This is a genomic window from Streptomyces sp. LUP47B, from assembly GCF_001746295.1.
Taxonomy (GTDB): Bacteria; Actinomycetota; Actinomycetes; order Streptomycetales; family Streptomycetaceae; genus Streptomyces.
In genome coordinates this window covers 499,742-525,000 of sequence record NZ_MJAH01000006.1, presented here as the reverse complement: position 1 = coordinate 525,000, position 25,259 = coordinate 499,742, and the positions used below count along the sequence as shown (strand labels likewise).

Annotated in this window: 17 protein-coding genes and 2 pseudogenes (1 of these 19 cut by a window edge); 9 read left to right on the top strand and 10 right to left on the bottom strand. The window is 71.6% G+C overall.

What is annotated here, in order from left to right:
- Together BFN33_RS20620 and ptsP are read left to right on the top strand one after the other, a co-directional pair.
- A protein-coding gene (locus tag BFN33_RS20620; RefSeq protein ID WP_069761542.1) for a PTS glucose transporter subunit IIA crosses the window boundary here: on the top strand, positions 1–12 show its final stretch. 438 nt of this gene lie to the left of the window's left edge; the window shows 12 of its 450 coding nt (coding positions 439–450); its start codon lies off the left edge, out of view; its stop codon occupies positions 10–12.
- 82 nt (positions 13–94) lie between these two features.
- Positions 95–1,765, top strand: coding sequence for a phosphoenolpyruvate--protein phosphotransferase (gene ptsP / locus BFN33_RS20615; RefSeq protein ID WP_069761541.1), 1,671 nt, complete (start codon positions 95–97; stop codon positions 1,763–1,765).
- A 71-nt stretch (positions 1,766–1,836) separates the two neighbouring features.
- On the opposite strand, the gene BFN33_RS20610 is transcribed toward ptsP, so the two are convergent.
- Both BFN33_RS20610 and BFN33_RS20605 read right to left on the bottom strand, forming a co-directional pair.
- Positions 1,837–2,730, bottom strand: coding sequence for a hypothetical protein (locus BFN33_RS20610; protein ID WP_069761540.1), 894 nt, complete (start codon positions 2,728–2,730; stop codon positions 1,837–1,839).
- Between the two features lie 302 nt (positions 2,731–3,032).
- Entirely contained in the window at positions 3,033–5,000 is a 1,968-nt protein-coding gene (locus tag BFN33_RS20605) for an acetoacetate--CoA ligase (RefSeq protein ID WP_069761539.1), read from the bottom strand.
- Between the two features lie 212 nt (positions 5,001–5,212).
- On the opposite strand from BFN33_RS20605, the gene BFN33_RS20600 reads away from it, so the two are divergent.
- A complete protein-coding gene (locus tag BFN33_RS20600; RefSeq protein ID WP_069761887.1) occupies positions 5,213–7,579 on the top strand; it encodes a TIM-barrel domain-containing protein in 2,367 nt (788 codons plus the stop codon).
- Positions 7,580–7,582: 3 nt separating this feature from the next.
- Here the strand turns inward: BFN33_RS20600 and BFN33_RS20595 are convergent, their stop codons facing one another.
- Entirely contained in the window at positions 7,583–8,119 is a 537-nt protein-coding gene (locus BFN33_RS20595) for an NUDIX domain-containing protein (protein WP_069761538.1), read from the bottom strand.
- A gap of 135 nt (positions 8,120–8,254) precedes the next feature.
- On the opposite strand from BFN33_RS20595, the gene BFN33_RS20590 reads away from it, so the two are divergent.
- The 5 genes from BFN33_RS20590 to glpK all read left to right on the top strand — a co-directional run bounded on the left by BFN33_RS20590 (position 8,255) and on the right by glpK (position 14,306).
- A complete protein-coding gene (locus BFN33_RS20590) occupies positions 8,255–8,680 on the top strand; it encodes a Zn-ribbon domain-containing OB-fold protein (protein WP_069761537.1) in 426 nt (141 codons plus the stop codon).
- Complete coding sequence (locus tag BFN33_RS20585; protein ID WP_069761886.1) at positions 8,677–9,867, top strand: lipid-transfer protein; 1,191 nt, start codon at positions 8,677–8,679, stop codon at positions 9,865–9,867. Before BFN33_RS20590 ends, BFN33_RS20585 begins: the two co-directional genes overlap by 4 nt.
- Positions 9,868–9,974: 107 nt before the next feature.
- Complete coding sequence (locus BFN33_RS20580) at positions 9,975–11,627, top strand: GGDEF domain-containing protein (RefSeq protein ID WP_069761536.1); 1,653 nt, start codon at positions 9,975–9,977, stop codon at positions 11,625–11,627.
- Between the two features lie 371 nt (positions 11,628–11,998).
- On the top strand, positions 11,999–12,724 hold the full coding sequence (locus tag BFN33_RS20575) for an MIP/aquaporin family protein (protein WP_069761535.1): 726 nt from the start codon (positions 11,999–12,001) through the stop codon (positions 12,722–12,724).
- 70 nt (positions 12,725–12,794) lie between these two features.
- Positions 12,795–14,306, top strand: coding sequence for a glycerol kinase GlpK (gene glpK, locus BFN33_RS20570; protein WP_069761534.1), 1,512 nt, complete (start codon positions 12,795–12,797; stop codon positions 14,304–14,306).
- Positions 14,307–14,382: 76 nt separating this feature from the next.
- On the opposite strand, the gene BFN33_RS20565 is transcribed toward glpK, so the two are convergent.
- From BFN33_RS20565 to BFN33_RS20550, 6 genes and pseudogenes are all read right to left on the bottom strand, one after another.
- On the bottom strand, positions 14,383–14,988 hold the full coding sequence (locus BFN33_RS20565) for an ATP/GTP-binding protein (RefSeq protein ID WP_069761533.1): 606 nt from the start codon (positions 14,986–14,988) through the stop codon (positions 14,383–14,385).
- A pseudogene (locus BFN33_RS53200) lies at positions 14,969–15,220 on the bottom strand (hypothetical protein); the annotation flags it as partial. The gene BFN33_RS20565 and the pseudogene BFN33_RS53200, both read right to left, overlap by 20 nt.
- Before the next feature lie 39 nt (positions 15,221–15,259).
- Positions 15,260–15,391 (bottom strand): annotated as a pseudogene (locus tag BFN33_RS54365) (hypothetical protein); the annotation flags it as partial.
- 327 nt (positions 15,392–15,718) lie between these two features.
- Positions 15,719–16,114: a DUF742 domain-containing protein gene (locus BFN33_RS20560; RefSeq protein WP_062044901.1), complete on the bottom strand. Its 396-nt coding sequence runs from the start codon at positions 16,112–16,114 to the stop codon at positions 15,719–15,721.
- Positions 16,115–16,123: 9 nt separating this feature from the next.
- Positions 16,124–16,546, bottom strand: a complete 423-nt coding sequence (locus BFN33_RS20555; protein WP_069761532.1) for a roadblock/LC7 domain-containing protein — start codon at positions 16,544–16,546, stop codon at positions 16,124–16,126.
- A complete protein-coding gene (locus BFN33_RS20550; RefSeq protein ID WP_069761885.1) occupies positions 16,543–19,554 on the bottom strand; it encodes a nitrate- and nitrite sensing domain-containing protein in 3,012 nt (1,003 codons plus the stop codon). The genes BFN33_RS20555 and BFN33_RS20550 overlap by 4 nt, the downstream gene beginning before the upstream one ends.
- Before the next feature lie 430 nt (positions 19,555–19,984).
- Here BFN33_RS20550 and BFN33_RS20545 point away from each other — a divergent pair, with 430 nt between their 5' ends.
- Entirely contained in the window at positions 19,985–20,521 is a 537-nt protein-coding gene (locus BFN33_RS20545; protein WP_069761884.1) for a hypothetical protein, read from the top strand.
- Positions 20,522–20,535: 14 nt separating this feature from the next.
- On the opposite strand, the gene BFN33_RS20540 is transcribed toward BFN33_RS20545, so the two are convergent.
- Entirely contained in the window at positions 20,536–25,230 is a 4,695-nt protein-coding gene (locus BFN33_RS20540) for a hypothetical protein (RefSeq protein ID WP_069761531.1), read from the bottom strand.
- Positions 25,231–25,259: the final 29 nt, after the last annotated feature.

Sequence of the window (25,259 nt, the reverse complement as noted above, 5' to 3'; positions counted from 1 at the left end):
GTCTGGAAGTGACGTCAGTGCCGTCGTACGACGGCAAATAGGGACGACAACCACCACGGCGGCGGGACCCGCCGCACTATCGGAGACGGGTGAGATGGAGACAACGCTGCGAGGCGTCGGCGTGAGCCACGGTGTGGCGATCGGCGAGGTTCGGCATATGGGAACGGCGGTGCTGGAGCCGCCTGCCAAGCAGATTCCGGCTGAGGACGCGGAGCGTGAACAGGGGCGCGCCCGCAAGGCCGTGGAGGCTGTGGCGGCCGACCTGATGGCGCGCGGCAATCTGGCGGGGGGTGAGGCCCAGGCTGTGCTCGAAGCGCAGGCCATGATGGCCCAGGATCCCGAGCTGATGGCAGACGTGGACCGGCGTATCGCCGTCGGCAGCACGGCCGAGCGCGCCGTGTACGACGCGTTCGCCGCGTACCGCGAGCTGCTGGCGGGCGCGGGTGAGTACCTGGCCGGTCGCGTCGCCGATCTCGACGACGTGCGGAATCGTATCGTCGCTCGTCTGCTGGGGGTGCCGATGCCGGGCGTCCCGGACAGCGACGAGCCGTATGTCCTGGTGGCACGGGATCTCGCTCCTGCCGACACCGCTCTGCTGGATCCGACGCTCGTTCTGGGTTTCGTCACCGAGGAGGGTGGGCCGACCAGCCACAGCGCGATTCTGGCGCGGGCGCTGGGTGTGCCGGCCGTTGTGGCGCTGCCGGGTGCCGGTGAGCTGGCCGAGGGCACGGTCATCGCTGTCGACGGCAGCACCGGTGACATCTTCGTGAACCCGAGCGATGAGAAGAAGGCTCAGTTGAAGGCCGCTGCCGCCGAGCGGAAGGCCGCGCTCGCCGCATCGACGGGTCCGGGTGCCACCGCCGATGGCCACAAGGTGCCGCTGCTGGCCAACGTCGGTGGTCCGGCGGACGTGCCCGCCGCGGTCGAAGCGGGAGCCGAGGGCGTCGGTCTCTTCCGTACCGAGTTCCTCTTCCTCGACGACAGCAAGAACGCTCCGTCCGAGGAGAAGCAGGTCGAGGCGTATCGCCAGGTCCTCGAGGCGTTCCCCGAGGGGCGTGTGGTCGTCCGTGTGCTCGACGCGGGCGCGGACAAGCCGCTGGACTTTCTGACGCCGTCCGACGAGCCGAATCCGGCGCTGGGTGTGCGTGGACTGCGGACGCTGCTCGATCACCCCGACGTGCTTCGGACTCAGCTGACGGCGCTCGCGAAGGCCGCCGAGGGTCTGCCCGTCTACCTCGAGGTCATGGCCCCGATGGTGGCGGACCGCGCCGATGCCAGGGCGTTCGCCGACGCCTGCCGTGCGGCGGGGCTGCAGGCGAAGTTCGGCGCGATGGTGGAGATTCCCTCGGCCGCTCTGCGGGCGCGGTCGATTCTGCAGGAGGTCGAGTTCCTGTCGCTCGGGACCAACGATCTCGCGCAGTACACCTTCGCCGCCGACCGTCAGGTGGGTGCGGTGTCGCGGCTGCAGGATCCGTGGCAGCCCGCGCTGCTCGACCTGGTCGCGCTGTCCGCCGAGGCGGCGAAGGCCGAGGGCAAGAGCTGTGGTGTGTGTGGTGAGGCCGCTTCCGACCCGCTGCTCGCCTGTGTGCTGACCGGTCTGGGGGTGACCTCGCTTTCCATGGGTGCGGCGTCCCTTCCTTATGTCCGGGCGACGCTGGCGAAGTACACGCTGGCGCAGTGTGAGCGTGCTGCCGCCGCCGCGCGGGCCGCCGACAGCGCTGAGGACGCGCGCGCCGCGGCCCAGGCGGTGCTGTCGGGCGAGTAGTCGGACCGCAGAGGCCCGGCGAAGGTTCCTGGAGGGCGCTCCACCCGTGGGTGGAGCGCCCTCCTCTGTGTTCAGTGACTGTGGCGCGACGTCTGTCCTTCCGGTCCGAGGTCGGGCGGCACGCAGTAGTCGACGTCCGATTCCGGGGAGATCAGGTCGCCGGAGTCGATGTCAGTGCAGTAGGCGTCGAAGACTTCTCCGGCGGTGAGGGGTTCGAGGCCGTCGCCGCGCAGACGCCAGCCGTAGATGCGGTCGGTGGTCCCGGGGGCGCTGGTGCGCATGACGAGTCCGCCGGGGCTCTGGGTGGCGATGCCGAGTGCGAGGACTGTGGTGAATTCGAGGGCCTCGGACTCGTCTAGTTGGACGGCCCCATCGGTGTTCTCTTCGGAGTGAAGGACGGAGACGAGCGTTTCCGGCGAGCCGGTGACGCTGCAGACGAGGTGGTGTTCGCCCGGCAGGGCTGTGTCGAGGATCCGGACGAGGAGGTGGGAGGCGCGGGTGAAGGCGGCCCGGCCGATGTCCTCCCCGCAGGAACCGCAGGCGCCGAGGCGGGCGAGGAGGGTGGTCGCGTACTCCCAGGTGGCCTGGCGGACGGCTTCGTCCACGAGGGCGGGCACGAGGTCGGTGAGGGGCTGGCCCTCGTAGGGAAGGGTCGGTCCGGTGTTGGCGAGTTCTGCCGTGAAGCGTGTTCGGCTCGACGGGATGTCCGGGTTGAGGCCGGTCTCCTCGCAGAACTCGGCGTACTCCTGGGGGTCGAAGAGGGCGACGGTGGTGTGGCTGCCCTGTGCGGCGCGGGTCCTGAGGAGGTCTTCGACCTGATTCAGGTAGGTCGCGTGGTCGTCGAAGGTGAAGCTGCGGTAGCGCCGCATGGCGCGGAAGTCGTGTTCGTCGGTGAGCAGGCCGATGGTTCCGGCGATTTCGCGGCGCAGGACGCGTCGCATTGTCTGGTGGTCGGTGTGCGCCATGTTTCCCCCTGTGCGCAGTCGATCAATTCTCACTCACAGTAACCGGCGGCACTGACAACGAGGTCCGAGGAAAGCACCCCCTTACCAGTCGGTGCTTGATTGTGCAGGTCAGAACTACGGTCGTGCCGAAGGCGGCCCGCCCTGCCGGGAGGGTGGCATATGACCGCGGTGACTGTGAGTGGTCCTGGAGATGGTGGCGTTCGCGCCTCGGAGCCCTTGCGGCGTCCGCCGAAAAGCGGCCGCACCGCCTCAGGTGCGCTGAAGTCGGCCGATGCGGCGGCCGGCCTCGGTGACCCGCTCCCTCAGGCGCGTTTCCGGGCCAGGTCCTCGTAGAAGTGGAGCAGTTCGAGGTTGTCGATGGAGCCCGGGTTGACCGCTTTCTCCAGAGGGGTGCCCTGGAGGAGGCGCTTGACTGGGACCTCGATGCGCTTCCCGGTGAGGGTGTGCGGGATGCCGGGGACCTCGATGACCTCGTCCGGGATGTGGCGGGGCGAGAGGTTTTCGCGGATCGTCGCCTTGATGCGGTCGAGGAGTGCCTGGTCGAGGACGGCACCCGGAGCCAGTTGCACGAACAGCGGCATCCAGTAACCGCCGTCGGGCTGCTCGATACCGATGACCAGGGACTCCTTGATCTCGGGGAGTCGCTCCACGGCCTCGTAGATGTCGGCCGAACCCATGCGGACGCCCTGGCGGTTGAGCGTCGAGTCGGAGCGGCCGTGGATGACGACCGAGCCGCGCGAGGTGACGGTGATCCAGTCGCCGTGCCGCCACACTCCGGGATAGGTGTCGAAGTAGCTGTCGTGGTAGCGGCTTCCGTCGGGGTCGTTCCAGAAGTGGATCGGCATCGACGGCATGGGATTGGTGACGACGAGCTCGCCGACCTCGTCGATCAGGGGCTTGCCGCTCGGGTCCCAGGACTGCAGGTCGGTGCCCAGGCTCGGTGCCTGGAGCTCGCCGATGTACACGGGCAGGGTCGGTACGGCGCCCGCGAAGCACGAGCACACGTCCGTGCCCCCGCTGACGGAGGCGATCCACAGGTCCTCGCGGACCTCGTCGTGCAGCCAGCGGAAGCCGTCGGGCGGAAGCGGTGAACCGGTGGTGGCCACGCACCGCACCTGGGCGAGGTCGAAGTCGCGGCCGGGGTGCACGTCGGCCTTGCGGCAGGCCATGACGTACGCGGCCGAGGTGCCGTAGAGGGTGGCGCCGGTGCGTTCGGCGACCCGCCACTGGGCGCCCGTGTCGGGGTAGCCGGGGCTGCCGTCGTACAGGACTACGGTCGTGCCCGTGAGGAGGCCGGAGACGAGGAAGTTCCACATCATCCAGCCCGTGGAGGTGTACCAGAAGAAACGGTCCTCGGGGCCGAGGTCGCAGTGCAGGCCGAGCTGCTTGAGGTGCTCGACGAGGATGCCGCCCTCGGACTGGACGATCGCCTTCGGCAGGCCTGTCGTGCCCGAGGAGTAGAGCACCCACAAGGGGTGCGCGAAGGGCACCTGTTCGAAGACCGGCTCCGTGTCCGCGCTCGTGAGGGCATCCCACTCCAGGGCGCCTTCAGGAGCCTCGGTGCCGAGGAGCGGGATGTGGACGACGGCGCGCAGGGAAGGCAGTTCGCGGCGGAGTTCGGCGACCGTCTCACGGCGGTCGTGCTCCTTGCCGCCGTAGCGGTAGCCGTCGACGGTGAACAGGACGACCGGTTCGACCTGTTGGAAGCGGTCCAGGACGCTGCGGGCGCCGAAGTCGGGGGCGCAGGACGTCCAGACGGCGCCCACGGCGGCCGTGGCGAGCAGGGCGACGACGGCCTGCGGAACGTTCGGGAGGTAGCCACTGACGCGATCTCCGGGCCGGAGACCGAGGGCGCGCAGCTCCGCGGCCAGGGAGCCGACCTGGCGGCGCAGCTCGGACCAGGTCACCGGGCGCGGCTCATGGGTCTCGTCGACGTACAGGAGGGCGGGTTCGTCCGCGCGGGTCGCGGCCGCGCGCAGGGCGTGCTCGGCGTAGTTGAGGGTGCCTCCCGGGAACCACTCGGCGCCGGGCATCGAGCGGTCGCCCAGCACGCGCGCGTACGGCGTCGAGAACCGTACGTCGAACCATTGGGTGACTGCTTCCCAGAACGGCTCCAGCTTGTCCACCGACCAGCGGTGGAGGGCCTCGTAGCCTCCGTCGGCCGGGGCGCCGTGGTGCTGGGCCGCCCATGCCTGGAACCTGGTGACCTGGGACCGGGCGATGCGCTGCGGATCTGGCTGCCAGAGCGGCTGGGGATTCACGGTCGACATGGGGGCTCCCGGACTGTGCGCGTCGTGTGCGTCTCCCGCGCACGGGCCAGGGGTGTGCGCGTGACGCGGCTGACAGGGACGATGCCATGTGATCAACTTCTACGCCAGGGTGCGCCCCACATAGTCCGTGTCGTGAAGATGTGGCTCCGGCACGGGTGAACGCCAGTTGAACGACACGCGCGGGTGAGTCAGTGAGTGGCAGGGTGAGCAGCATGAACGGTCGTGACCTGGTGCGTTCGGTGAAGGCGGTTGGTTCGGCGGGGGCGCCCCAGGGGTTGCGTACCGTGCGCGCCGCGTGGCGCAGGAGGCGTACCGACGCCGTCGGGCTGCCGGCGCGGGGGGCCGAGCGGGCGCGGGTGCCCGGGCCGATGCGGGACGTCGAGCCGGGTCCCGGAGGGGGTGTCATACGGTTCAGCCGCGCCGAGCTGCGGATCGTCGTCGCGGTGAACGGGGTGGTCTTCTGGGGGTGGGACGGCGCCGAGCCCGAGCCGTCGTACGCGCTCACGGGCCGCTGTCCGGAGCCGGATCCCCGTGCGGTCCTGGAGCCGGACAAGGACGGCGGCTGGCGGGTCGTGGCCGAGCGGGCGACGGTCGTGGTGTCGCGGCACGGAGCGGTCGAGGTTCGTACGCCCGGCGGGGTGACCCTGCGCCGGGATCTGCCGCCCCGCTGGTGGGAGCCGGTGGGCGGCGGCGAGGCGCGCTGGATGCAGCGGTCGGAGGTGGCCGCCGACGCACGGTTCTTCGGGCTGGGGGGACGCGCGTCGGGGCCTCGGTTGCGGGACGGGACGTACCGGCTGTGGAACACCGACCCGGGCCGGGCGTTCGGGCCGGGAGACGATCCGCTGTACATCACGATGCCGGTGCAGCTCGTGGTCGCCGACGCCGCCACCCATCTCGTGTTCCACGACACCTCGTGGGACGGCACCGTGACCCTGCGGGAGGGCGAGGAGGGCGCCGGTTCCGGGCACGACCGGGTGGGGATGTCCGAGCTGCGGATGGCCGGCGGTCCGCTGCGCTGCTGGGTGATGGTGGGCACTCCCGCGCGCGTGCTGCTCGCCTGGGCCTCGCTGACCGGTGCGCCCGCGCTGCCGCCGTCCTGGGCGCTCGGCCATCATCACGCCCGCTGGGGCTTCGGCAGCGACCAGGAGGTGCGGCGGATCGTCGCCGGGTACCAGGAGCGGGCGCTGCCGCTCGATGCCGTCCATCTGGACATCGACCACTACGACGAGCACCAGGTGTTCACGGTCGATCAGGGGCGGTTTCCGAAGCTGCCCCAACTGGCCGAGGAACTGCTGCGGGACGGGATCCGGCTGGTGTCGATCGTCAACCCGGCGGTCAAGGCCGCGCCCGGCAACGCCGTCCATGACAGCGGGACGGCCGAGGACGCCTTCGTGCGGGACGCGTCGGGGCGGCTCGTGGGCGGGGTCGTGTGGCCCGGTGAGGCGGTCTATCCCGACTTCACGCACGCGCGCGTGCGTGCATGGTGGGGTCGCCTCTACCAGGAGAGGCTCACGGCGGGGTTCAAGGGCTTCTGGCACGACATGAACGAGCCGACGTCCTTCAACGCGTTCGGTGAGTCCACCCTGCCCCGGTCGGCCAGGCACTCCCTGGAGGGCCGCGGCGGTGACCACCGGGAGGCGCACAACGTCTACGCGCTGTGCATGGCCCGGGCCGGATACGAGGGTCTGCGCGACCTGGTGCCGGACGAGCGGCCCTTTCTGTTCTCGCGTTCCGGATGGGCCGGCATGCAGCGATACGGCGGCACCTGGTCCGGTGACGTGGCGACCGGCTGGCCGGGCCTGCGGGCTTCGCTGTCGCTGGTGATGGGGCTCGGGCTGTGCGGGGTGCCGTACTCGGGGCCCGACGTGGGCGGCTACGACGGGCTCCCCTCGCCCGAGCTGTATCTGCGCTGGTTCCAACTCGGCGCCTATCTGCCGTTGTTCCGCACCCACGCGAGTCCCCGGGCAGGGCGCAGAGAGCCGTGGGAGTTCGGAGCCGAGGTGCTGGAGCACGCGCGCGTGGCCCTCGTGGAACGCCGGCGGCTGCTGCCGTACTTCATGACACTCGCACTGTTGGCCCGGCGTACCGGTGCGCCTTACGTCCGGCCCGTGTGGTGGTCCGCGCCCGAGGACCGTGCCCTGCGGGACTGCGAGGACGTCTTTCTGCTGGGTGACTGCCTGCTCGTGGCACCGGTGCTCGATCCGGGCAGCGACCGGCGTGCGGTTCAGCTCCCGCGGGGCCGCTGGTACGACACGGTGACGGAACAGGTCTACGAGGGGCCGGGACAGGTGCTCGTGGACGCCCCGCTGTCGCGGATCCCGGTACTCGCGCGCGCGGGCGCCGTCATTCCGGTGCAGGGGGACGACGGCGGTCTCGAACTGGAGGTGTGGGCGCCCGCCCGGGGACGGAGCGGGGGCGGACTGGTCGTTGCGGACGCGGGCGACGGTTGGGACGAACCGGAGATCGAGCGCTACGTCGCCCGCTGGGAGGGCCACAAGGTGGTCGTTCAGCGGGAGGGCGAGGACGGCGTGAGCGAGCCGTCCCACCCCGTGCGGCTGCGCGGGCTGGGAGCGCGCTGAGGATCAGACGTAGCGGCCCTCGAACCAGGCCCTTACGGCCAGCGTGTGCAGCGGGAAGGCGAGCTCCTCCGGCCTGCGCAGGAGGTGCCAGCCCTCCGTCTCGTCCGTGGCGGCGGACTGCGTGAGGCCGTCGGCGGGACGCTCCGGCAGCACTCCGAACAGCAGCAGGTGCCCGTCGGGCGAGCTCAGCGCGTCGACGAGCCGTACGTCGCGGCTCGCCGCGTCGATGCCGGTCTCTTCCTTGAGTTCGCGGACCAGGGCGTGCCGCCAGTCCTCACGGTCGTCGACGTAACCGCCGGGCAGGGCGATGCCTCCGCGCGCGGGGGCGATGGTTCGGGTGATGACGACCAGGGCGGTGCCCTGCGTGTCGTACACGGGCTGGAGTGCGACGGCGACCGGCAGGGGGTTGCGGTAGGCCACCGTGTTGCAGACGGGACAGGTGCGGGGCCAGCCCGCGACGCCCTCTCCGTAGGGCGCTCCGCAGCTCGAACAGTGGGAGCCGGGCGCGGAGTTGGGGATGGAGTGCTGAGTTTCGGACACGCGGCGGACTGTATCCGATCATCAGGTGTTCCGCTTTCGCTGGGCCCCCTGCCCCTTTGCGGCCGCCCGTGCGACACTTCTGACGTTCCGTCAGATACGGCCCGGGGAGGGGTCTTGCCGCGCACACGCACACCTGTGGTCACCGGGTGGTTCGCCGGTGAGGGAGACGACTTCACGCTTCTCGGTACCCGCTGCTCCGCCTGCGCGTCGGTCTTCTTCCCGCGCGAGGACAGCCACTGTCGCAACCCCGGATGCGACTGTGGTGATCTGGCGGAGATTCCCCTTTCGCGGCGCGGTCGCGTCTGGTCGTACACGGACGGCCGCTACCGGCCTCCGTCACCCTATGTGACCGATCCGGAACTTCCGTGGGAGCCGTACACGTTGATCGCGGTGGAGCTGGCCGCCGAGCGGATCGTGGTGCTGGGGCAGGCGGTTCCCGGGGTCACCGTCGCCGACCTGGCGGTGGGCGATGAGGTGGAGGTCGTCCCCGGTGTGCTCCACGAGGACGGCGAGACGGTCTGGACGACATGGCACTGGCGGCCGACGGGGGTGACGGCATGACAGGAGAGGTGGCGGTGCTCGGCGCGGGCATGCACCCGTGGGGCAAATGGGGGCGCGGGTTCGTCGAGTACGGCGTGGCGGCCGCCCGAGCGGCGCTGGCCGACGCGGGCCTCGAGTGGCGGGACGTCGGCTCGATCGTCGGCGCGGACACCGTGCGGGGCGGTTACCCGGGCTATGTGGCAGGGGCGACCTTCGCCAAGGCGCTCGGCTGGCAGGGGGCCCGGGTCGCCAGCGTGTACGCGGCGTGCGCGTCCGGGGCGCAGGCGGTGGCCGCCGCGCGGGCACAGATCCTCGCGGGACTGGCCGACGTGGTGCTCGTGGTGGGGGCCGATGCCGCGCCGAAGGGGTTCTTCCGGCCCGCGGGCGGCGACCGGCCTGACGATCCGGACTGGCTCCGCTTCCGGATCCTCGGCGCGACCAACCCGACGTACTTCGGGCTGTACGCGCGGCGGCGCATGGCCGTGCACGGGGACACGATGGAGGACTTCGCTCAGGTCAAGGTGAAGAACGCGGCCCTGGGGGCGCTCAATCCGTACGCGCGGTACCGCAAGCGGGTGAGCGCGGAAGAGGTCGCGGCCTCCGCCGTCGTGGCCGATCCGCTGCGGCTGCTCGACATATGCGCCACCTCGGACGGCGGTGCGGCGCTCGTACTCTCCAGCATGGAGTTCGCGCGTCGGCGGGGTGTGGCCGGGCCCGTGCGGATCAGGGCGGTGTCGACGGTGACGCCGACGTATCCGAACACGGTGCTGGACCTGCCGGACATCGCGACGGACTCCGCCGCCGCGGTCGAGCCCGCCGCCGGGACATTCCGTGCGTCGATCGCGCGCGCTGCCTACGAGGAGGCCGGTGCCGGGCCGGAGGATCTCTCCCTCGCCGAGGTCTACGACCTGTCCACGGCCCTGGAGTTGCAGTGGTACGAGGACCTCGGACTGTGCGGGGAGGGCGGGGGCGCGAAGCTCCTTCGCGAGGGGGCGACGGCGCCGGGCGGACGCATACCCGTCAACACGAGCGGCGGGCTCGCCTCCTTCGGCGAGGCGGTCCCGGCCCAGGCGATCGCCCAGGTGTGCGAGCTCACCTGGCAGTTGCGGGGCGAAGCGGGCGCCCGGCAGGTCGAGCACGCGCGCGTGGGGATCACCGCAAACCAGGGGCTGTTCGGGCACGGGTCGGCGGTGATCGCCGTGAGGTGATCGGAAGGGAAAGGGGTTTCTCATACGCTCTGTGAGCGACCCGGAATCCTGCGTGAACGTCTCATGAACTGCGCTTGGGCGTGCACGAATGACGCAATCATGCTCCCGTGCGCTCCTGGACGGACACTCTCCGCTTCGCCTTCCAACCGGTGGTCAATCTGGCCACCGGCGGAGTCGCGGGGCTGGAGATACTCGCCCGTCCGGAGACCGGCGACATCCTGGCGGAGGCCCGCCGCGACCCCGAACTCGACGGTCAGCTCGTGGTGTTGGCGCTACGGGCGGCAGTGCGCAGGGAAACCCTGCTGCCGCTGCACGTCAACGTGTTCGCCGGCACGCTCGCCGACCTCGGCGGCCTCACCCCGCTGCACCACGCCGTACGTGAGGCGGGGCGGCTGCCGTGGGAGGTCACCATCGACGTGAGTCCGCCGTACACGCATGTGCCGCATCAGGGACTGCTGGACGCGCTCGCCGAACTGCGGGGCCAGGGCTTCCGGATCAGCGCGGACGGCGTGGGGGACGGGGACGTACCGCTGAGACTGCTTGTCGACATGTCGCCCGACCTCGTGAAGCTCGACGCATCGCTGCTGGTCCGGCCTTCGGCGGTACGGGCGATGCGGACCCTGTGCGACGAACTCGGGGCGCTCCTGTGCGTCGAGGGAGTGGAGACGGAACTGCAGTACGGGGCCGCGCTGTCGGCCGGCGCGCAGCTGGCACAGGGCACGCTGTTCGCGCCGCCCTCCCGGCTTCCCGCGGCGGAGGTGTACCTTCCGCCCCGCTCCCCCGCTGACGCGTCACCACCGCGGTCCGGTCCCTCGGTACGGGAGTTCGTGCGCCCCGCCGCGCTGTTGCCGGCCACCGCCTCCGCGGGTCAGGTGCGGGCGCTGCTGACCGGGTCCCCCGACGTGTCGGGGGTGCTGCTCGTGGACAGAAACGGGGTGCCGTTCCGCTCGGTGCACCGGTCTCGGTTCCTGCTGTCGATGTCGGGCCGCTACGGACACGCCCTGTACGCCGAACGCCCCGCGGCGAAGCTCGGCGATCCACCGCGGACGGTGGGGATCGACGCCACCGCGTGGGAGGTCCTGGATGTCGTCGCCGTGGGCGGCCGTGACCGTACGTCGGACGACGTGGCCGTGGTGGACCGGCACGGCCGCTGCGTGGGCGTCGTACGGCTCGCGGATCTCGTACGGGCGCTGAGCGAGACCCGGGTGGAGGAGGCCGCCGGGCTCAATCCGCTGACTCGGCTGCCGGGTTCGGACGCGATCACGGTCGAGGTGGACCGGCGTATCGCGGCCGGGCGGACGTTCGCGCTGAGCTGGCTGGACGTCGACCACTTCAAGCAGGTCAACGACGGGGCCGGTTTCGCGGCGGGCGACGAGCTCATCCGCGCGGTGGGACGGCTGCTGCAGCACGCGGCGACCGGCACCGCGCGCATGGGGCACATCGGCGGGGACGACTTCCTGGTACTGGCGGACCCGGAGGAGCTGGCTCCGCTGGCCGCCGCCGTGCTGGACGCGCCCTGGACCGCGGGCGGGTGGCCCGTGACACTGTCCCTGGCCACCGTGGAGTGCGTGCCCGGGAGTGTGGCGGACCACAGGGAGGCGGCCGCGTGTCTGGCGCCGCTGAAGAAGGCCGCGAAGGCGCTCAGCGGGGCGAGTTGGGTCGTGGGGCGGGCAGGGCTGCCTGGATACGAGATCCGGCGCGCAGCGGGCGCGGAGGCCACCTCGACGGGGTATGCGGTGGCGGAGCCGGGGGCGGGCTGAGGGGACAACCCGGAAGGCGCCGTTCGGCTCGCACGTGTCTCGGCCGGCCCCGCGCCCGTTGCTCGGGGCGGTTCGGCCGCCCGTCCCAACCGTTGCCGTCGGCGACCTTGACGCCCCCCGGGGCCCGGTGAACACTTCCGGTGTCAGTCGACATCGCCGTACATTCTCGGCGTATCCAGGCACCACGCCGCGCGGGCCCCCACGAGCTCAGGCCCAGTCCCCCACGGGCGATTCGGCTGCGACGGCACGCTCGTCGCGGACGCCGGGCGGGGCGCGGGATTCTCCCTGCCCTCGGCAGTTCGCCAAGGGAACCGCAACCCTGCACGGTGGACCGGGGCGGGAACGTCCCGGGCCAGGGCCTAGGAGCCGCCATGAGCAACGGAGACGTATTTCTCGGTGAGGTCATCGGTACGGCGATTCTGATCCTCTTCGGCGCGGGCGTGGTCGCCGCCGTCGTACTCAACTATTCCAAGGCGAAGGACTCCGGCTGGGTCGTCATCGCGTTCGGCTGGGGCTTCGGCGTGCTCGCCGGGGCGTACACCGCCGCACCGCTGTCCGGCGGGCATCTCAACCCCGCCGTGACCATCGGGATCGCCGTCGACACCGGGGACTGGGACCAGGTTCCCGTCTACATCGCCGGTCAGATGGTCGGCGCGATGCTCGGGGCGGTCCTGTGCTGGCTGGTCTACTTCGCGCAGTTCCAGGCCAACGCCGAGGAGGAGATCGCCCAGCCGACGCTCGGGATCTTCTCCACCGCACCCGCGATCCGCAATCCCGTGGCGAACCTGATCACCGAGATCATCGCGACGATCGGCCTGGTCCTGCCGGTCCTGGCCTTCGGGCTCACCAAGGGACTCGGCGAGTCCGGTACCGCCGTCCTCGTCGTCGCCTTCCTCGTCGTCGGCATCGGTCTGTCACTCGGCGGGCCCACCGGATACGCCATCAACCCGGCCCGTGACCTGGGCCCGCGCATCATCCACACCCTGCTGCCGATTCCCAACAAGGGCACCTCGGACTGGAGTTACGCGTGGATCCCGGTGGTCGGACCGCTGATCGGCGGGGCGCTGTCCGGGGTGATCTTCAACGCAGCCTTCTGAAGCACAGCCCTCGTGAAACGCAAGCCTTGTGAGACGCAGGCCTTGTGCAGGAACCGACGAAGGGGACGTCATGACGGACAAGTTCGTCGCCGCTATCGACCAGGGCACCACCTCCAGCCGCTGCATCATCTTCAACCAGGACGGCGCGATCGTGGCCGTCGACCAACGTGAGCACCGCCAGATCTTCCCCAAGCCCGGCTGGGTGGAGCACGACGCCACCGAGATCTGGTCCAAGGTGCAGGCCGTCGTCGCCGGGGCGATCGCCAAGGCCGGGCTGCGGGCCGACCAACTCAGCGCGCTCGGCATCACCAACCAGCGCGAGACCACGGTCCTGTGGGACCGCGCGACGGGCAAGCCCGTGCACAACGCGATCGTGTGGCAGGACACCCGCACCGCGGCGCTGACCAGGCAACTCGGCGGCTCCGACGGGCAGGACCGGTTCCGCGAGCAGACCGGGCTGCCGCTGGCCACCTACTTCTCGGGACCCAAGGCGGCCTGGCTGCTGGACAACGTGCCGGGGCTGCGCGCACGCGCCGAGAACGGTGAGATCGCCTTCGGCACCATCGACTCATGGCTGATCTGGAACCTCACCGGCGGCACGGACGGCGGGCGGCACGTCACCGACGTGACGAACGCCGGACGGACCATGCTGATGAACCTGGAGACCCTCCAGTGGGATCAGTCCATCCTGTCCGCGATGAACGTGCCCGACGCCGTCCTGCCCGAGATCCGGTCGTCCGCCGAGGTCTACGGCACCGCGGTCGGCCAACTGGCGGGCGTACCCGTGGCGTCCGCGCTGGGCGACCAGCAGGCCGCCGTGTTCGGGCAGGCCTGCTACGACGTGGGCACGGCGAAGAACACGTACGGCACGGGCTCCTTCCTGCTGCTCAACACGGGCAACCGGCCGGTCCCTTCGAAGAACGGGCTGCTGACGACGATGGGCTACAAGATCGGCGGTGAGGCGCCGGTGTACTGCCTGGAGGGGTCGATTGCCATCACGGGCGCGCTGGTCCAGTGGTTCCGCGATCAGCTCGGCATCATCCGTACCGCCGACGAGATCGAACCCCTGGCGGCGAGTGTCGAGGACAACGGCGGCGCGTACATCGTGCCCGCCTTCTCCGGCCTGTTCGCGCCCTACTGGCGCTCCGACGCGCGCGGGGTCGTCACGGGTCTCACGCGATACGTCACCAAGGCGCACCTCGCGCGCGCGGTGCTCGAAGCGACGAGCTGGCAGACGCGCGAGGTCGTGGACGCCATGTACCAGGACTCCGGGGTGCAGATCACCACCCTGAAGGTGGACGGCGGCATGACCAAGAACAACCTGCTCATGCAGCACCAGGCGGATGTGCTCGACGTGCCGGTGGTCCGGCCGAAGGTCTCCGAGACCACGTGCCTGGGCGCGGCGTACGCTGCCGGGCTCGCCACAGGCGTGTGGAACGACCTCGACGAGCTGAAGTCCCACTGGCAGAAGGACGTCGAGTGGACGCCGAACATGGAGGCGTCCGTCCGGGACCGTCAGTACCACAACTGGCGCAAGGCCGTGGAGAAGAGCTTCGGCTGGGAGGACGACGGCGAGAACTAGGCCCGCGCGTGGTGCCGAAAAGCCGCGGCTCGTACCCCTGTCGGCGGGGGTACGGGCCGCACCCGTGTCGCAGGTCTCAGGTGGTGACGCTCTGACGGCGCCGCGCCGAGTACGCCATGGCGTGCTGGACGACGCCTACCAGGACGTCCTTGACCGACTGCTTGTGCCGGGCGTCGCACAGCACGATCGGTACGTCCTCGTCGAGGTCGAGGGCCTGGCGTACGTCCTCCTCCGGGTAACGGATCGCTCCCTCGAAGCAGTTGACGCCGACGAGGAAGGGTATGGAGCGCCGCTCGAAGTAGTCGACGGCCGCGAAGCAGTCCTCCAGGCGGCGGGTGTCGGCCAGCACGACGGCTCCGAGGGCGCCTTCGGAGAGCTCGTCCCACATGAACCAGAACCGTTCCTGTCCGGGTGTGCCGAACAGGTACAGCACCAGGTCCTCGCGCAGGGTGATGCGTCCGAAGTCCATGGCGACGGTGGTGGTGCGCTTGCCCTCGACACCGCTCGTGTCGTCGACCGGACGTCCTGCCTCGGTCAGCAGCTCCTCGGTGCGCAGCGGCCTGATCTCGCTGACCGCGCCCACGAACGTGGTCTTGCCCACGCCGAAGCCGCCGGCCACCAGGATCTTGAGCGTGACGGGCTCGACCGGGGGCTTGCCGCGCTCAGAACGCCCGAAGATCATTGGTCTCTTCTCCTGCTTGCTGGGGGGTGTTGGGTCGACGGCGGGCCATAGCCTCCGCCGCCGGGGGTCTCGATGACGAGTACGTCGCCGGGGCCGACGTCCGCCATGCCGTACGGGGGCACCCTACGGTGCTGGGACAGGGTGGACCGCGCCACTTTCCGCCGCCGCAGCCCGGCCGCAGCGCGAACTCGTCGAGCTGTACGGGCAGTCGCCACTCCAGTAGCTCCGGGTCGAGAGGCTGGTCGCCGTTCGGGCCGAACGCCCTCATGAAGTAGGCGGGTTGGATGGGGCCGAGCGTCACGTTGGCGTTGGTGACGGCGAGCGGGCCGCCGCCTCGACAACAGGCGGGGCCCGCGTCCGGTCCGCGCCCGACGGTGAGGAGGCGGCCGTCCGGGCGTCGCACGACGATGCCGGTGAAGGTGCCGCCTCGGTCGACCCGGAACTGCCGGCCTGTCGTCACGTCGGTCTCCCCGATCGCACTGCTCGCAACCGTGTCCGCGGACTGGTGGGCGGCCGTCCGCGGATGGTCGTCGACGATCAGTCAGATCATATCGGCAGGGGTGTCACGGCGCCCGCCGCGGACCGGCGGGGACTCCCGGCGCGGGTCCGCGGCACGTCCTCGGTGTTCGCCGAGGTCAGGCCCGCGCGCCGGGCGGCACCGTGGCCGGACACCGTCCGTGCGCGCCTCCCGGCACTGCCGGAGCGGCTCCTGGGCGGGCGGGCCGGTCGGTCACAGGGCTCTGAGGCCGTTGATCACGTCGCGCAGGATGCTCTCGTCCGGGAGCTCGGCAGGCGGCACGGGCCGGTTCACGTGGACCCACTCCGAGGCCACGAGGTCGCCTATGAGCACCCGTACGACCCCGATGGGCAGGTCGAGTTCGGACGACAGCTCGGCGACCGACTGGGGGGTGTCCCGGCACAGGTCGACGATGTCCACGTGCTCGGGGGACAGCGAGTGGTCCCCTTCGGGGTCGTCCGTGACGGATTCGGCCACGACGACCGCGATGAGGTCGAGACGGTGCTGACCGGCACTCGTGGTGCGGCCGCGTGTCATGGCGTACGGACGGACCACCGGCCCGGCCTCGTCGTCGAACCAGTGGCTTCTTCCTTGCCCGTCTGTGCTCATGCCATCTCACTACCCGCCCTGAGGCAGATCGGTGCGTGGGGCGGCACCGAGATGTACACCGACCCGCTTGACCAGGAGCGTCATCTCGTACGCGACGAGGCCCACGTCCGAGTCGGCGTCCGAGAGGACGGCGAGGCAGCTGCCGTCGCCGGCGGCCGTCACGAACAGGAAGGCGTCGTCCAGTTCCACGACCGTCTGCCGGACGCTGCCGGCCTCGAAGTGCCGGCCCACGCCCTTGGCGAGGCTGTGGAACCCGGACGCCACGGCGGCGAGGTGCTCACTGTCCTCGCGGGTCAGGTCCTTGGACACGCCGGTCGGGAGGCCGTCGCTGGAGAGCACCAGGGCCTTGCGGATGCTCGCGACGCGGTCCACCAGGTCGTCGAGGAGCCAGTTCAGCTCGCCGGACTTGTCGGTCGCCTTCGGTGCGGTCATCGACCGTCCCCCTTAGTCGTTCGTTGTGGTGCTGTGCCGCCTGGCGTGTCGTCGCCCACGGCGTTCTCCTCACGGCCACGCTGCCAGCCGCGCTGGAGCGAGGCCATTCGGCTGCGGACCTCGTCGGCGTCCCGTTCGGCGGGCTCCGCCTGGTTCTGGGGCCGCTCCGGGGCCTGCTTGAGCTGGGGGGCCAGGTTGGCCTGCCGTACACGGCGGGGCAACGGGGCGGTGCCGGAGGCGGTGTCCTGGGACCCGCGCGCGGCGCCGAGGGGCGGCCTGCCCGAGCCGGATCCGGAGGCACTGCGGGCGGACTCGCCCCAGCCCGGCCGTACGACGCTGTCCGGGGCGGAGTCGGCCGGGCCGCCCCTGACGAGGTCGCCCGGAGCGGGCACGTCCGGCCTGCCGGTGGCGCCGGTGGCCGAGTCACCCGAGTCCGGGGCCGTGCCGCTGGACGCGATCTCGGCACGCCGGGTGCGCCGGGGCAGGACCGGAGCGCCGGACGGCCCGCCGGATTCACGGCTCGTGGATGCCGAGGAGGTCGGTGCTTCCGTCAGCTCGTCGAGGCGGTCGGCCACGCCGGTGCCCCGGCGCAGGGCCGCGGCGCGGCGACGGCTGGGCAGCGTCGGAGGTTCGGAGCGCGCGGGCCCCTGCCCCACCGAGGGAGTCGTCTGCGGACGGGACGCGCCCGGGCCGATCGCCGGTGGTTCGTCCGTCTCCTCGCGTCCCGCCCGCTCGTCGGTGACCGGGCGTCCATGGGAGGTGACCAGCTTGGAATTACGGCGGCGGGACAGGGACACCGGGGCGTCCGGGCCGCCGTCGCCGATGTCCGCCCCGTCGGATCCCGGGGCTTCGTCGTCGACCTGGGCCAGGGAGCGGCGCGGGCGGAACAGTCCGCCACGCTCGCTGTCCTCGGAGTCGAGCACACCCGGGAATTCGTGCAGGGCGTCCAGGTCGACAGGAGCCTCCAGTTCGACCGGGCCGTCCAGGATCGCGGGCGTCCTGCCAACAAGCTGGGCCGGTCCCCGGGTGAGCGAGACGCGCTGGGCCTCCTCCAGTTCGGCCTCCTTCGACGGCCGGGGGCGGTCGAGACGGAAGCCGATGCCGTTGGTGTCCGGGACGTCGTCGGTCAGCAGCGCGTCGGGAATGAAGACGACGGCCGTCGTGCCGCCGTACGGCGAAGGCTGCAGCGAGACCCTGACGTTCTGCCGCTGGGCGAGCCGGCTGACCACGAACAGACCGAGCCGGTCGGTGTCGGAGAGCTCGAACTCCGGTGTCTCGGCGAGCCGGAGGTTGGCGTCCAGCAGCGCGTCGGCGGCCATGCCGAGTCCGCGGTCGTGGATCTCCAGGGTGAAGCCGTTGGCGACGCGCTCACCCAGGACCTGGACGGCGGTGTGCGGCGGGGAGAACACCGTGGCGTTCTCCAGGAGTTCGGCCACAAGATGCGTGAGGTCCGCGACGGCCGGGCCGGTCACGGCCACCCTGGGCAGCCTGCGGACCTCGATGCGCTCGTAGTCCTCGACCTCGGCGACGGCGGCGCGGACGACGTCCATGAGCTGGACGGGTTTGCGCCACTGCCGGGAGGGGGCGGCACCGGAGAGGATCACCAGACCCTCGGCATGCCGGCGCATACGGGTGGTCAGGTGGTCGAGGCGGAAGAGGTCGGCGAGCTCGTCGGTGTCCTCGGTGCGGCGCTCCATGGTGTCGAGCAGCGTGAGCTGCTTGTGCAGGAGGACCTGGCTGCGGCGGGCGAGGTTGACGAAGACCTCGGAGACCCCGGCGCGCAACTCCGCCTGCTTGACTGCGGCTTCGACGGCTGCGCGCTGGAGGGTGTTGAGGGCCTGGCCGACCTCACCCATCTCGTTCTTGTCGTACTCCAGGCGCGGGACCTCGGTCTCCACGTCCACCTGTTCGCCCACGGAGAGCCGGCGCATCACGCTGGGCAGCCGTACGCCGGAGGCCTCGTGGGCCTCCAGGCGCAGTTGCCTCAGGTCGCGGATGAGACCGCGGCCGACACGCACGGACAGCACGAGCGAGAAGAGCAGGGCGACCAGGCCGAGGACGCCCACGACGGCCGCCTTGATGATCACGCCCATCGCGTCCGGCCGGACGCGGTCCTGGAGGCGGTCGCCCGCCTGGTCGTCGAGCTTGGCGAGTTCGTCGAGCACACTGCCCGCGGCGGCGTCCCAGCTCTTGGCGCTGACGTCGGCGTCGGTGCCGGGATCGGCACCGGCGACGGACTGCTCGGCGGAGCGCAGCGGGGCGGTGCCGGCGTTCTTCCAGAAGCGCTCGTACCGCTCGCGCTCCGACGTCGGCAGCACTGCCAGGTTGATGTCGTACAGCAGGGTCCGCTGGGCGACGAGGTCGGAGACGTCGCGGATCTCGTCGTGAGTGAGCTTGCCCACCACCAGGCCGGAGCCGAGGAGGGCGTCCTCACGGGAGAGGAGTTCGCGGGCCCGGGTGATGTTGATGAGAGCCCGTGCCTGCTTGTCCAGTTCGACGTTGTCGACGCCGTCCAGGGTGGCGAGCAAGGCGTAGGCGGGGTCGACGAGGCGGTTGTACTGGTCGAAGGCCTGGAGGCGGGTGACCGTGCCCTCCTCGACGCTGCGGCGCAGTGCGTCGATGCCGTCGAACGCGTCCAGGACAGCGGTGAGGCGTTCGTCGTCGTCCTGGTCGAGTCCGTCGCGGACGTCGGGATCGCGCGCGTTCTGCCGGAACTTGGCGATGGCGTCGTCGGAGGCGTTCCTCGTGCTGCGCAGTGCGGACAGGGCGTCCGACGCGCGCGGATCAGCCAGGTAGACAAGTGTCTGGCGGCGTTCCTGCTGGAGCACACGCACGGTGTCCTCGGTGGGATAACCGAGTTTCTCCGTGACGGTGGACACCTGGAAGAGCTGGGCGACCTCACGTCCCGTCAGCACCGTGGCGAAGCCCCACACCGCGATCAGGGACACCAGCGGCACGAGAAGCAGCGCCACGATCTTCCGGCGGATCGACTTCCCGCGAAAGCGCATGGCCTCCCCCAGCTCGACCCCCGCCGGCCGGGGGTACACATGTACGTCAACAAACGGCGCGAGCCTACTACCGACGCACACGTAACTCGAAGTTGCGTCCGGAACCTGAACTTCCGCTCCAGTATCGCGACATGGGGAGTTGTCCTCCCATTGCGGGAGATTGCCTCCTGTGATCAGGTGATCCGTGTCCGACCGGAACCGATCGGCCAGGGCGGGGGGTTGGCTGGATTTTTTCGTTTCTTTGACGTCGTGGGGGAATCTTGAAGGGGTCTTGTTCGTCCTTCTCTTCAGGAAATGGCGGTGGATTCGGCCACAGGAGCCGCATCTGCAACTGGGCGGCGTAAACCAGCGCAAGCCGGGCAGTCACCTTGAAGCCCGGTTCATGCACACCGGGACAAGGGGTCTGCCGGCGGTGGGGAGTGACACGGTGATGGGCACGGCGGAACGACAGGAGGCGCCGGGAAGCGGCGTGGAGACGGCGGTTTCGACGGCGCCTCGGCGCCAGGAGGCGCGGGTTCACGACATACCGGCGGGGTCGGACATGCCGAGCGGGCGAGGCGCCACCCGGGAGGAGGCGTACCAGCCATTGTGGGTCGAGGAACCCGCGCGCAGGCGCCGGCTCCCGGATCCGGTGCGGAACTCCGCGGTGCGGGCGGTGCTCATCATCGCCCTGACCCTGCTTCAGGCGATGGTGGCCTTCCTGTGCACCCTGGCCGGTTCCTGGCTGGCGTTCCCGATGGTGGTCAGCAGTGTGGCCAGCACCGTGGTGGCCACCTGGGGCGCCCTGGACGTCTGGGTGACCCGCCAGGTGTGGAACCAGCGCCACGGCGTGGTGTCGACCCCGAGCAGCACGGCGCGCGCGCTGCGGCGTGAGCGGCGCAAGGCCCGGCGGCAGGCGCGGGTTGCCGAGCGGACGCAGGAGCGGATACGGCGACAAGGCGGCACAGGGCGGCTGTCCCACTCCTGAGCGGCTGAGCCTCCTTACGGAGCCGCGGGCGCCGGACGCTTGAACATCCGGGTCGCCGTGATCTCGCTGCGTACCGCCTCGCCCGCCTGGGGCTGCTCAGGCAGGCCCGGGCGGAGGTGTTCCTCCACGCTGATGTACTTCAGGCCGGCCCTGAGGTCCGCGTCGTTGCGCAGGCGGATGACCAGCGGGAACTCGGCGAGTGCCGTGGTGTCGAACAGGCCCGTGGTGTACAGGAGCTGGACGCCCAGCGCGTCCGACACCGCCCGCTGGAGCTCCAGCAGATACGTCGCGTTGGCGCGTCCGATCGGGTTGTCCAGGAACAGCGTGCCGGCGTGCCGGTGCTTGTCCCGGCCCCGGTCGTTGGAGCGCAAGGCCGCCATCGTGCAGTACAACGCGATGGCCGCGGTGAGGAGCTGGCCGCCGGAGAACACGTCGCCCATCTGTCCGACGGGCACGCGCTCGGCGCGCAGTACGGCGTCCGGCTTGAGGATCTCCACGGCCACGCCCCTGGGCTGCAATGCTGCCGCGACTCCCCGCAGCAGCAGGGACATTCCGTCCCGCCGCAGGTCGGAGTTCTTCTTCACCGCGGCCCGGGTCGCCTCGTCGATGACCTCGCCGAGCCGCTCGGTCAGTGTCGCCTGATCGGGCTCCTCGAAGCGGATCCGCAGGAACTCCTGCCCGGACCACTCGCCGAGCCCCTCGGGCAGCCGGGACAGCCGCTGGGCCGACCTGAGCGTGGCCAGAGCGGACTCCACGAGCCCCCGCAGCCGGTCCACGATCGAGTCCCGGTTCCGCTCCAGCTGGGCCAACTCGTCGGTCAGCACCCGGAGTCGGGGCGCGAAGGCGTCCGCCCACTTCTGGGCGTGCTCGGACAGCGCGGACGCGGGCAGCTCGCGGATCTGCTGCCGCGCGGGGGTGCGGACCTGTTCGTAGCGCGTGGAGTTGGCGTGCCGGACGAGTACGTCGCTCGCCTCGCGCACGGCGGCCTCGGCGGCGGAGAGGTCGGCGGCGCAGCCACGCAGCGACCGGCGGGCCTCGGCGGCGGCCTGACGGGCCTCCTCGGGGTTGCCCGGATATGGCTCCGGCTCCTCCTGCTCGTCCTCCATGGGGTGCTCACGCAGCAGGTCGCGGAGCATCGCGGCGATCTCGTCGAAGCCGCCCGCCGCGTCCTCGGCGGCCCGGTGGGAGTCGAGCAGCTCCGCGTGTGCCTCCCGGGCCTGCGCCAACGCCTCGGTGCGGGAGGCGAGTTCGGCGGTGGCCGTGCGCAACAGCGCCTGTGCGTGCTCGGCGTCGCGCGGCTCCAGCTCGGGCGACAGATCGGTGTGCGCCTCGCCGTCCTCGGGGGCGTGCCGCTCGGCCTCGCCGCGCAACCGCCCGAGCTGCTCGCTCGCGGTCGACACACGGGTCTCCAGGAGCTGCACCAGCTCCTCCGCGCGGGCAGCGGCGGCCTGTCGGGAGGGCCCGTCGGAACCGTCGGGCGACTGGAGCAACTGCGCCGCGCGCGTGCGGACCTTGTTGCTCAGGCGGTCCAGTTCGGCCAGGGCCGCGCTCTCGTCGCTCTCCGCCCGGGCCTGTTCGGCCCGCAGGTCGGCGCCGACACCCACCTTCTCGTACAGCTGGGAGGCGGCCCGATAGGCCTCGCGGAGCGCGGGCAGGGAGGCCTTGGAGGCATCCGAGTCGCTGTCCGGTACGTCGTCCGGGGCGCCCGCGATCTCGGCGCGCTCGGCGCGCAGCGCACGGGCGGTGCGACGGGCGTCATCGGCGGCCCGCTGGGCACCGCGCCGGTCCTCGTCGGCGGCGCGGGCGCGCTCCAGACAGGTCTGGGCGCGGGCCTCCGACTCGGTGGCCTCGTCGGCGAGTTCGCGCAGCTTGACCTGCCAGCCGGCCCGTTCGCGCAGTCGGTAGGCCAGGCCCGCCAGGGCGTCGGCCGCGCGCCGGGCCTTCTGTGCGGCCTCCTGCCGCTCGTCGCGCGTCTGCGCGGCCTCGGCGGCGGCTTCGTCGGCCTCGGCCCGCACGATGCGCGCCTCGGCCAGTTCGGCCTCCGCCTCCTCGGCGAACGCGCGTGTGTCCCGGGCGGCCTGCGCCAGCTCGACGAGGCGACCGGCCGGACAGCCGGTACGCCAGGAGGCGAGCCGGGCGGACAGTTCGCGGTCCTTGGCGAGGCGGGCCGCGAGCGACCGGATCTCCTCGTCCCGCTCGCCTGCCCGCGCGCGCAGCGTCTGGCGCTCCTCGTCGGCGGCATGCTCGTCGTGCATGGCCGGGTTCGGCGGTACGAGGAAGACGTCTCCGCTGTCCGACTCGGGGGCCGGAGTCGGTGCGAGGAGGGCAGCCGCCGTGCCCACGGCGACAGCTGACCGGGGAAGCAGCGCGGCGTCGTTCAGGACCTCCCGGGCGCGCGCGTGCGTGTCGGGGTCGGTGATGATCACGCCGTCGACCAGTTCCGGCCTGGCGGCCAGCACGCGCGCGTGGTCGGCGGGGTCGACGGCCTGGGCGAGATAGCGCCAGCCGGGCAGGGCGGGGATGCCGTTCTCACCGAGGTACTCGACGGTGGCCAGCACGTCCGGTCCCGGCGGCAGCAGCCCGCCGTCACCGAGCGCGCCGAGGATCCGTGCATCGTCGGCGGCGGCCGTACGCAGCTCGAAGAGCTGGCGTTCGGCGGAGGAGACGGAGTCGTCGAGCAGTTCACGCAGTTCGTCGGCGAAACGGTCGAGGTCCTCGGGGTTCAGACCGTCGTCGCCGAAGGCACCCGTGGCGCCGGTGTGCGCGTCGGAGCCATGTCCGGCGCCGGCACCCTCGTGCCCGGCCGCGCCGTTCGCCTTCGTGCCCTCGGCCGCCGTGCGCGGGCCGGGCACTCTCCCGACGGCGCCGGTCAGGCTCAGGATCTCCGCCAGCCGCTCCTCGCCGGCCAGCCCCTCGGCGAGCCGCCGCTCGGCCTCGTAGGACCGCGCGGCCGCGGTGGCCGCGTCCTCCGCGCGGGCGGCCGTGAGCTCCGCCCGGGATTCGGCGGAGGCCGCCTCGCGCGCGTGCTCGGCGGCTCGGTGTGAGGCCTCGCGGGCGGTGTCCCAGGCGGCGACGGCCGTCTTCTCGGCGTCGCTCGCGGCGAGGGCCGCGCGCGCGGGGTCGGCGTCGGGCGCGCTGTCGTCGAGCCAGCCCGCGCGGACCGCCTCGGCGGTCTCCTGCTCGACCTCGCTCAGCCGCTGGCGCAGATGCCCGATCTCACTGCGGGCGCGCTGCGCCTCGGTCGCGGCCGAGGTGGAGTCCCGGTACGCGGACTCGCCGACCTCCTGGAGGGCGGCGGAGCGCTCCTCCTCCTCGTTGGCGAGGGCCTCGGCGCTCCCGGCGGCCGCGTGCAGGGCCCGGACGAGATCGACGGCGGCCTTGGCCCGGGCGGCGAGCGCGGGGGCCGCGTCCCGCTCGGCCTCCTGGATGGCGGAGGCCACGCGTGCGATCCGGTCGGCTGCGGCACGGTGGCGCAGGACGGCCTCGGCGGCCTGCCAGGCGGAGTGCAGGGTGCGTGCTTCGGCGAGTTCACGCTTCTGGGCGGCGGCCGACTTCTCGGCGGCGGCGAGCGCCAGGGAGGCGTGCCGGTAGGCGAGTTCGGCGGCGATCAGCGCACTGCGCTCCCGGCCCGCCTCCGCGTGTGTGACGGCGTACGCGGTGGCGGTGACCCGCTGGGCGAGGTCGGCGGCCCGCACCCGCTCCCGGACGCCCCGCGCGGACAGCCGTCGGGCCAGTGTCCGGGTACGGCGTTCGGCGCCCGTGTGGATGTCACGCGCGCGTGAGCGGGCTTCGGCGGCCTCGACGATCCGGCCCAGCAGGTCCACGGACCCTGCGGTGAAGTCCCGTTCGGCGATGAGTTCGGCGCGTCGCCCCAGCTTGTTGCCGAAGCCGCTGACCAGGTCGGCGAGCCCGTCGGTGTCGCGGGTGTCGGTCACGGCACGCAGCAGCAGGTCGGTGAAGTCGGAGTCCTTCTTCACCGCGAAGAGACCGGCGGCCTCGCCCTCGTCGGCGTTCATCTCCCGCTGGTAGCGGAAGAGTTCGGGGTCCAGGCCGAGGTCGCCCAGGTGCTCGATCCACCGGTCGTGGATCTCCTCCCAGTGCACCTCCAGGTGCGGATACGCCTTGCCCGCCTCGGTGATGGCGTCCCGGAAGCCCTTCATGGTGCGGCGACGGCCCTGTGCGGCCGACTGACCCTCGGCGGGCGGCCGTACGGCGGTGGACTCGGCGACGGGCAGGTTGTCGAGGCTGAGCCCCGGTCCGGGCCGGAACGAGTACCAGGCCTCGGCGAACTTCCGCGGGTCCGTGGAGACCTGGCGCCCGCGCCACTCGCTGACCTTGCCGACGACGACACACTCGCCGGTGAGCGTGTGCTGCCACTCCAGGGCCACATGCCCGCAGTCGTCCGCCAGCAGGAACTTGCGCAGCACGCCGGAGCTGGCACCGCCGAGCGTGTTCCGGTGGCCCGGCAGCATCACCGAGAAGATCAGCTTGAGCAGGACGGACTTGCCGCCGCCGTTCTCCAGGAAGAGCACCCCGGCGGGCGCGGGCCGGCGGGGCGGGCCGACGGGCTCCTCCTCGAAGAACTCCGCCTGGGTGGGCGCGGGGTCGGGCACTTCCGCGCCGACGCCGCGCAGGTCAAGCACGGTGTCGGCGTAGCGCGCACCGGCAGGACCGATGGAGTAGAGGCGGACCCGGGACAGCTCGTACATGGCGGACTCTCGTAAGTCTTCGGCAGGTC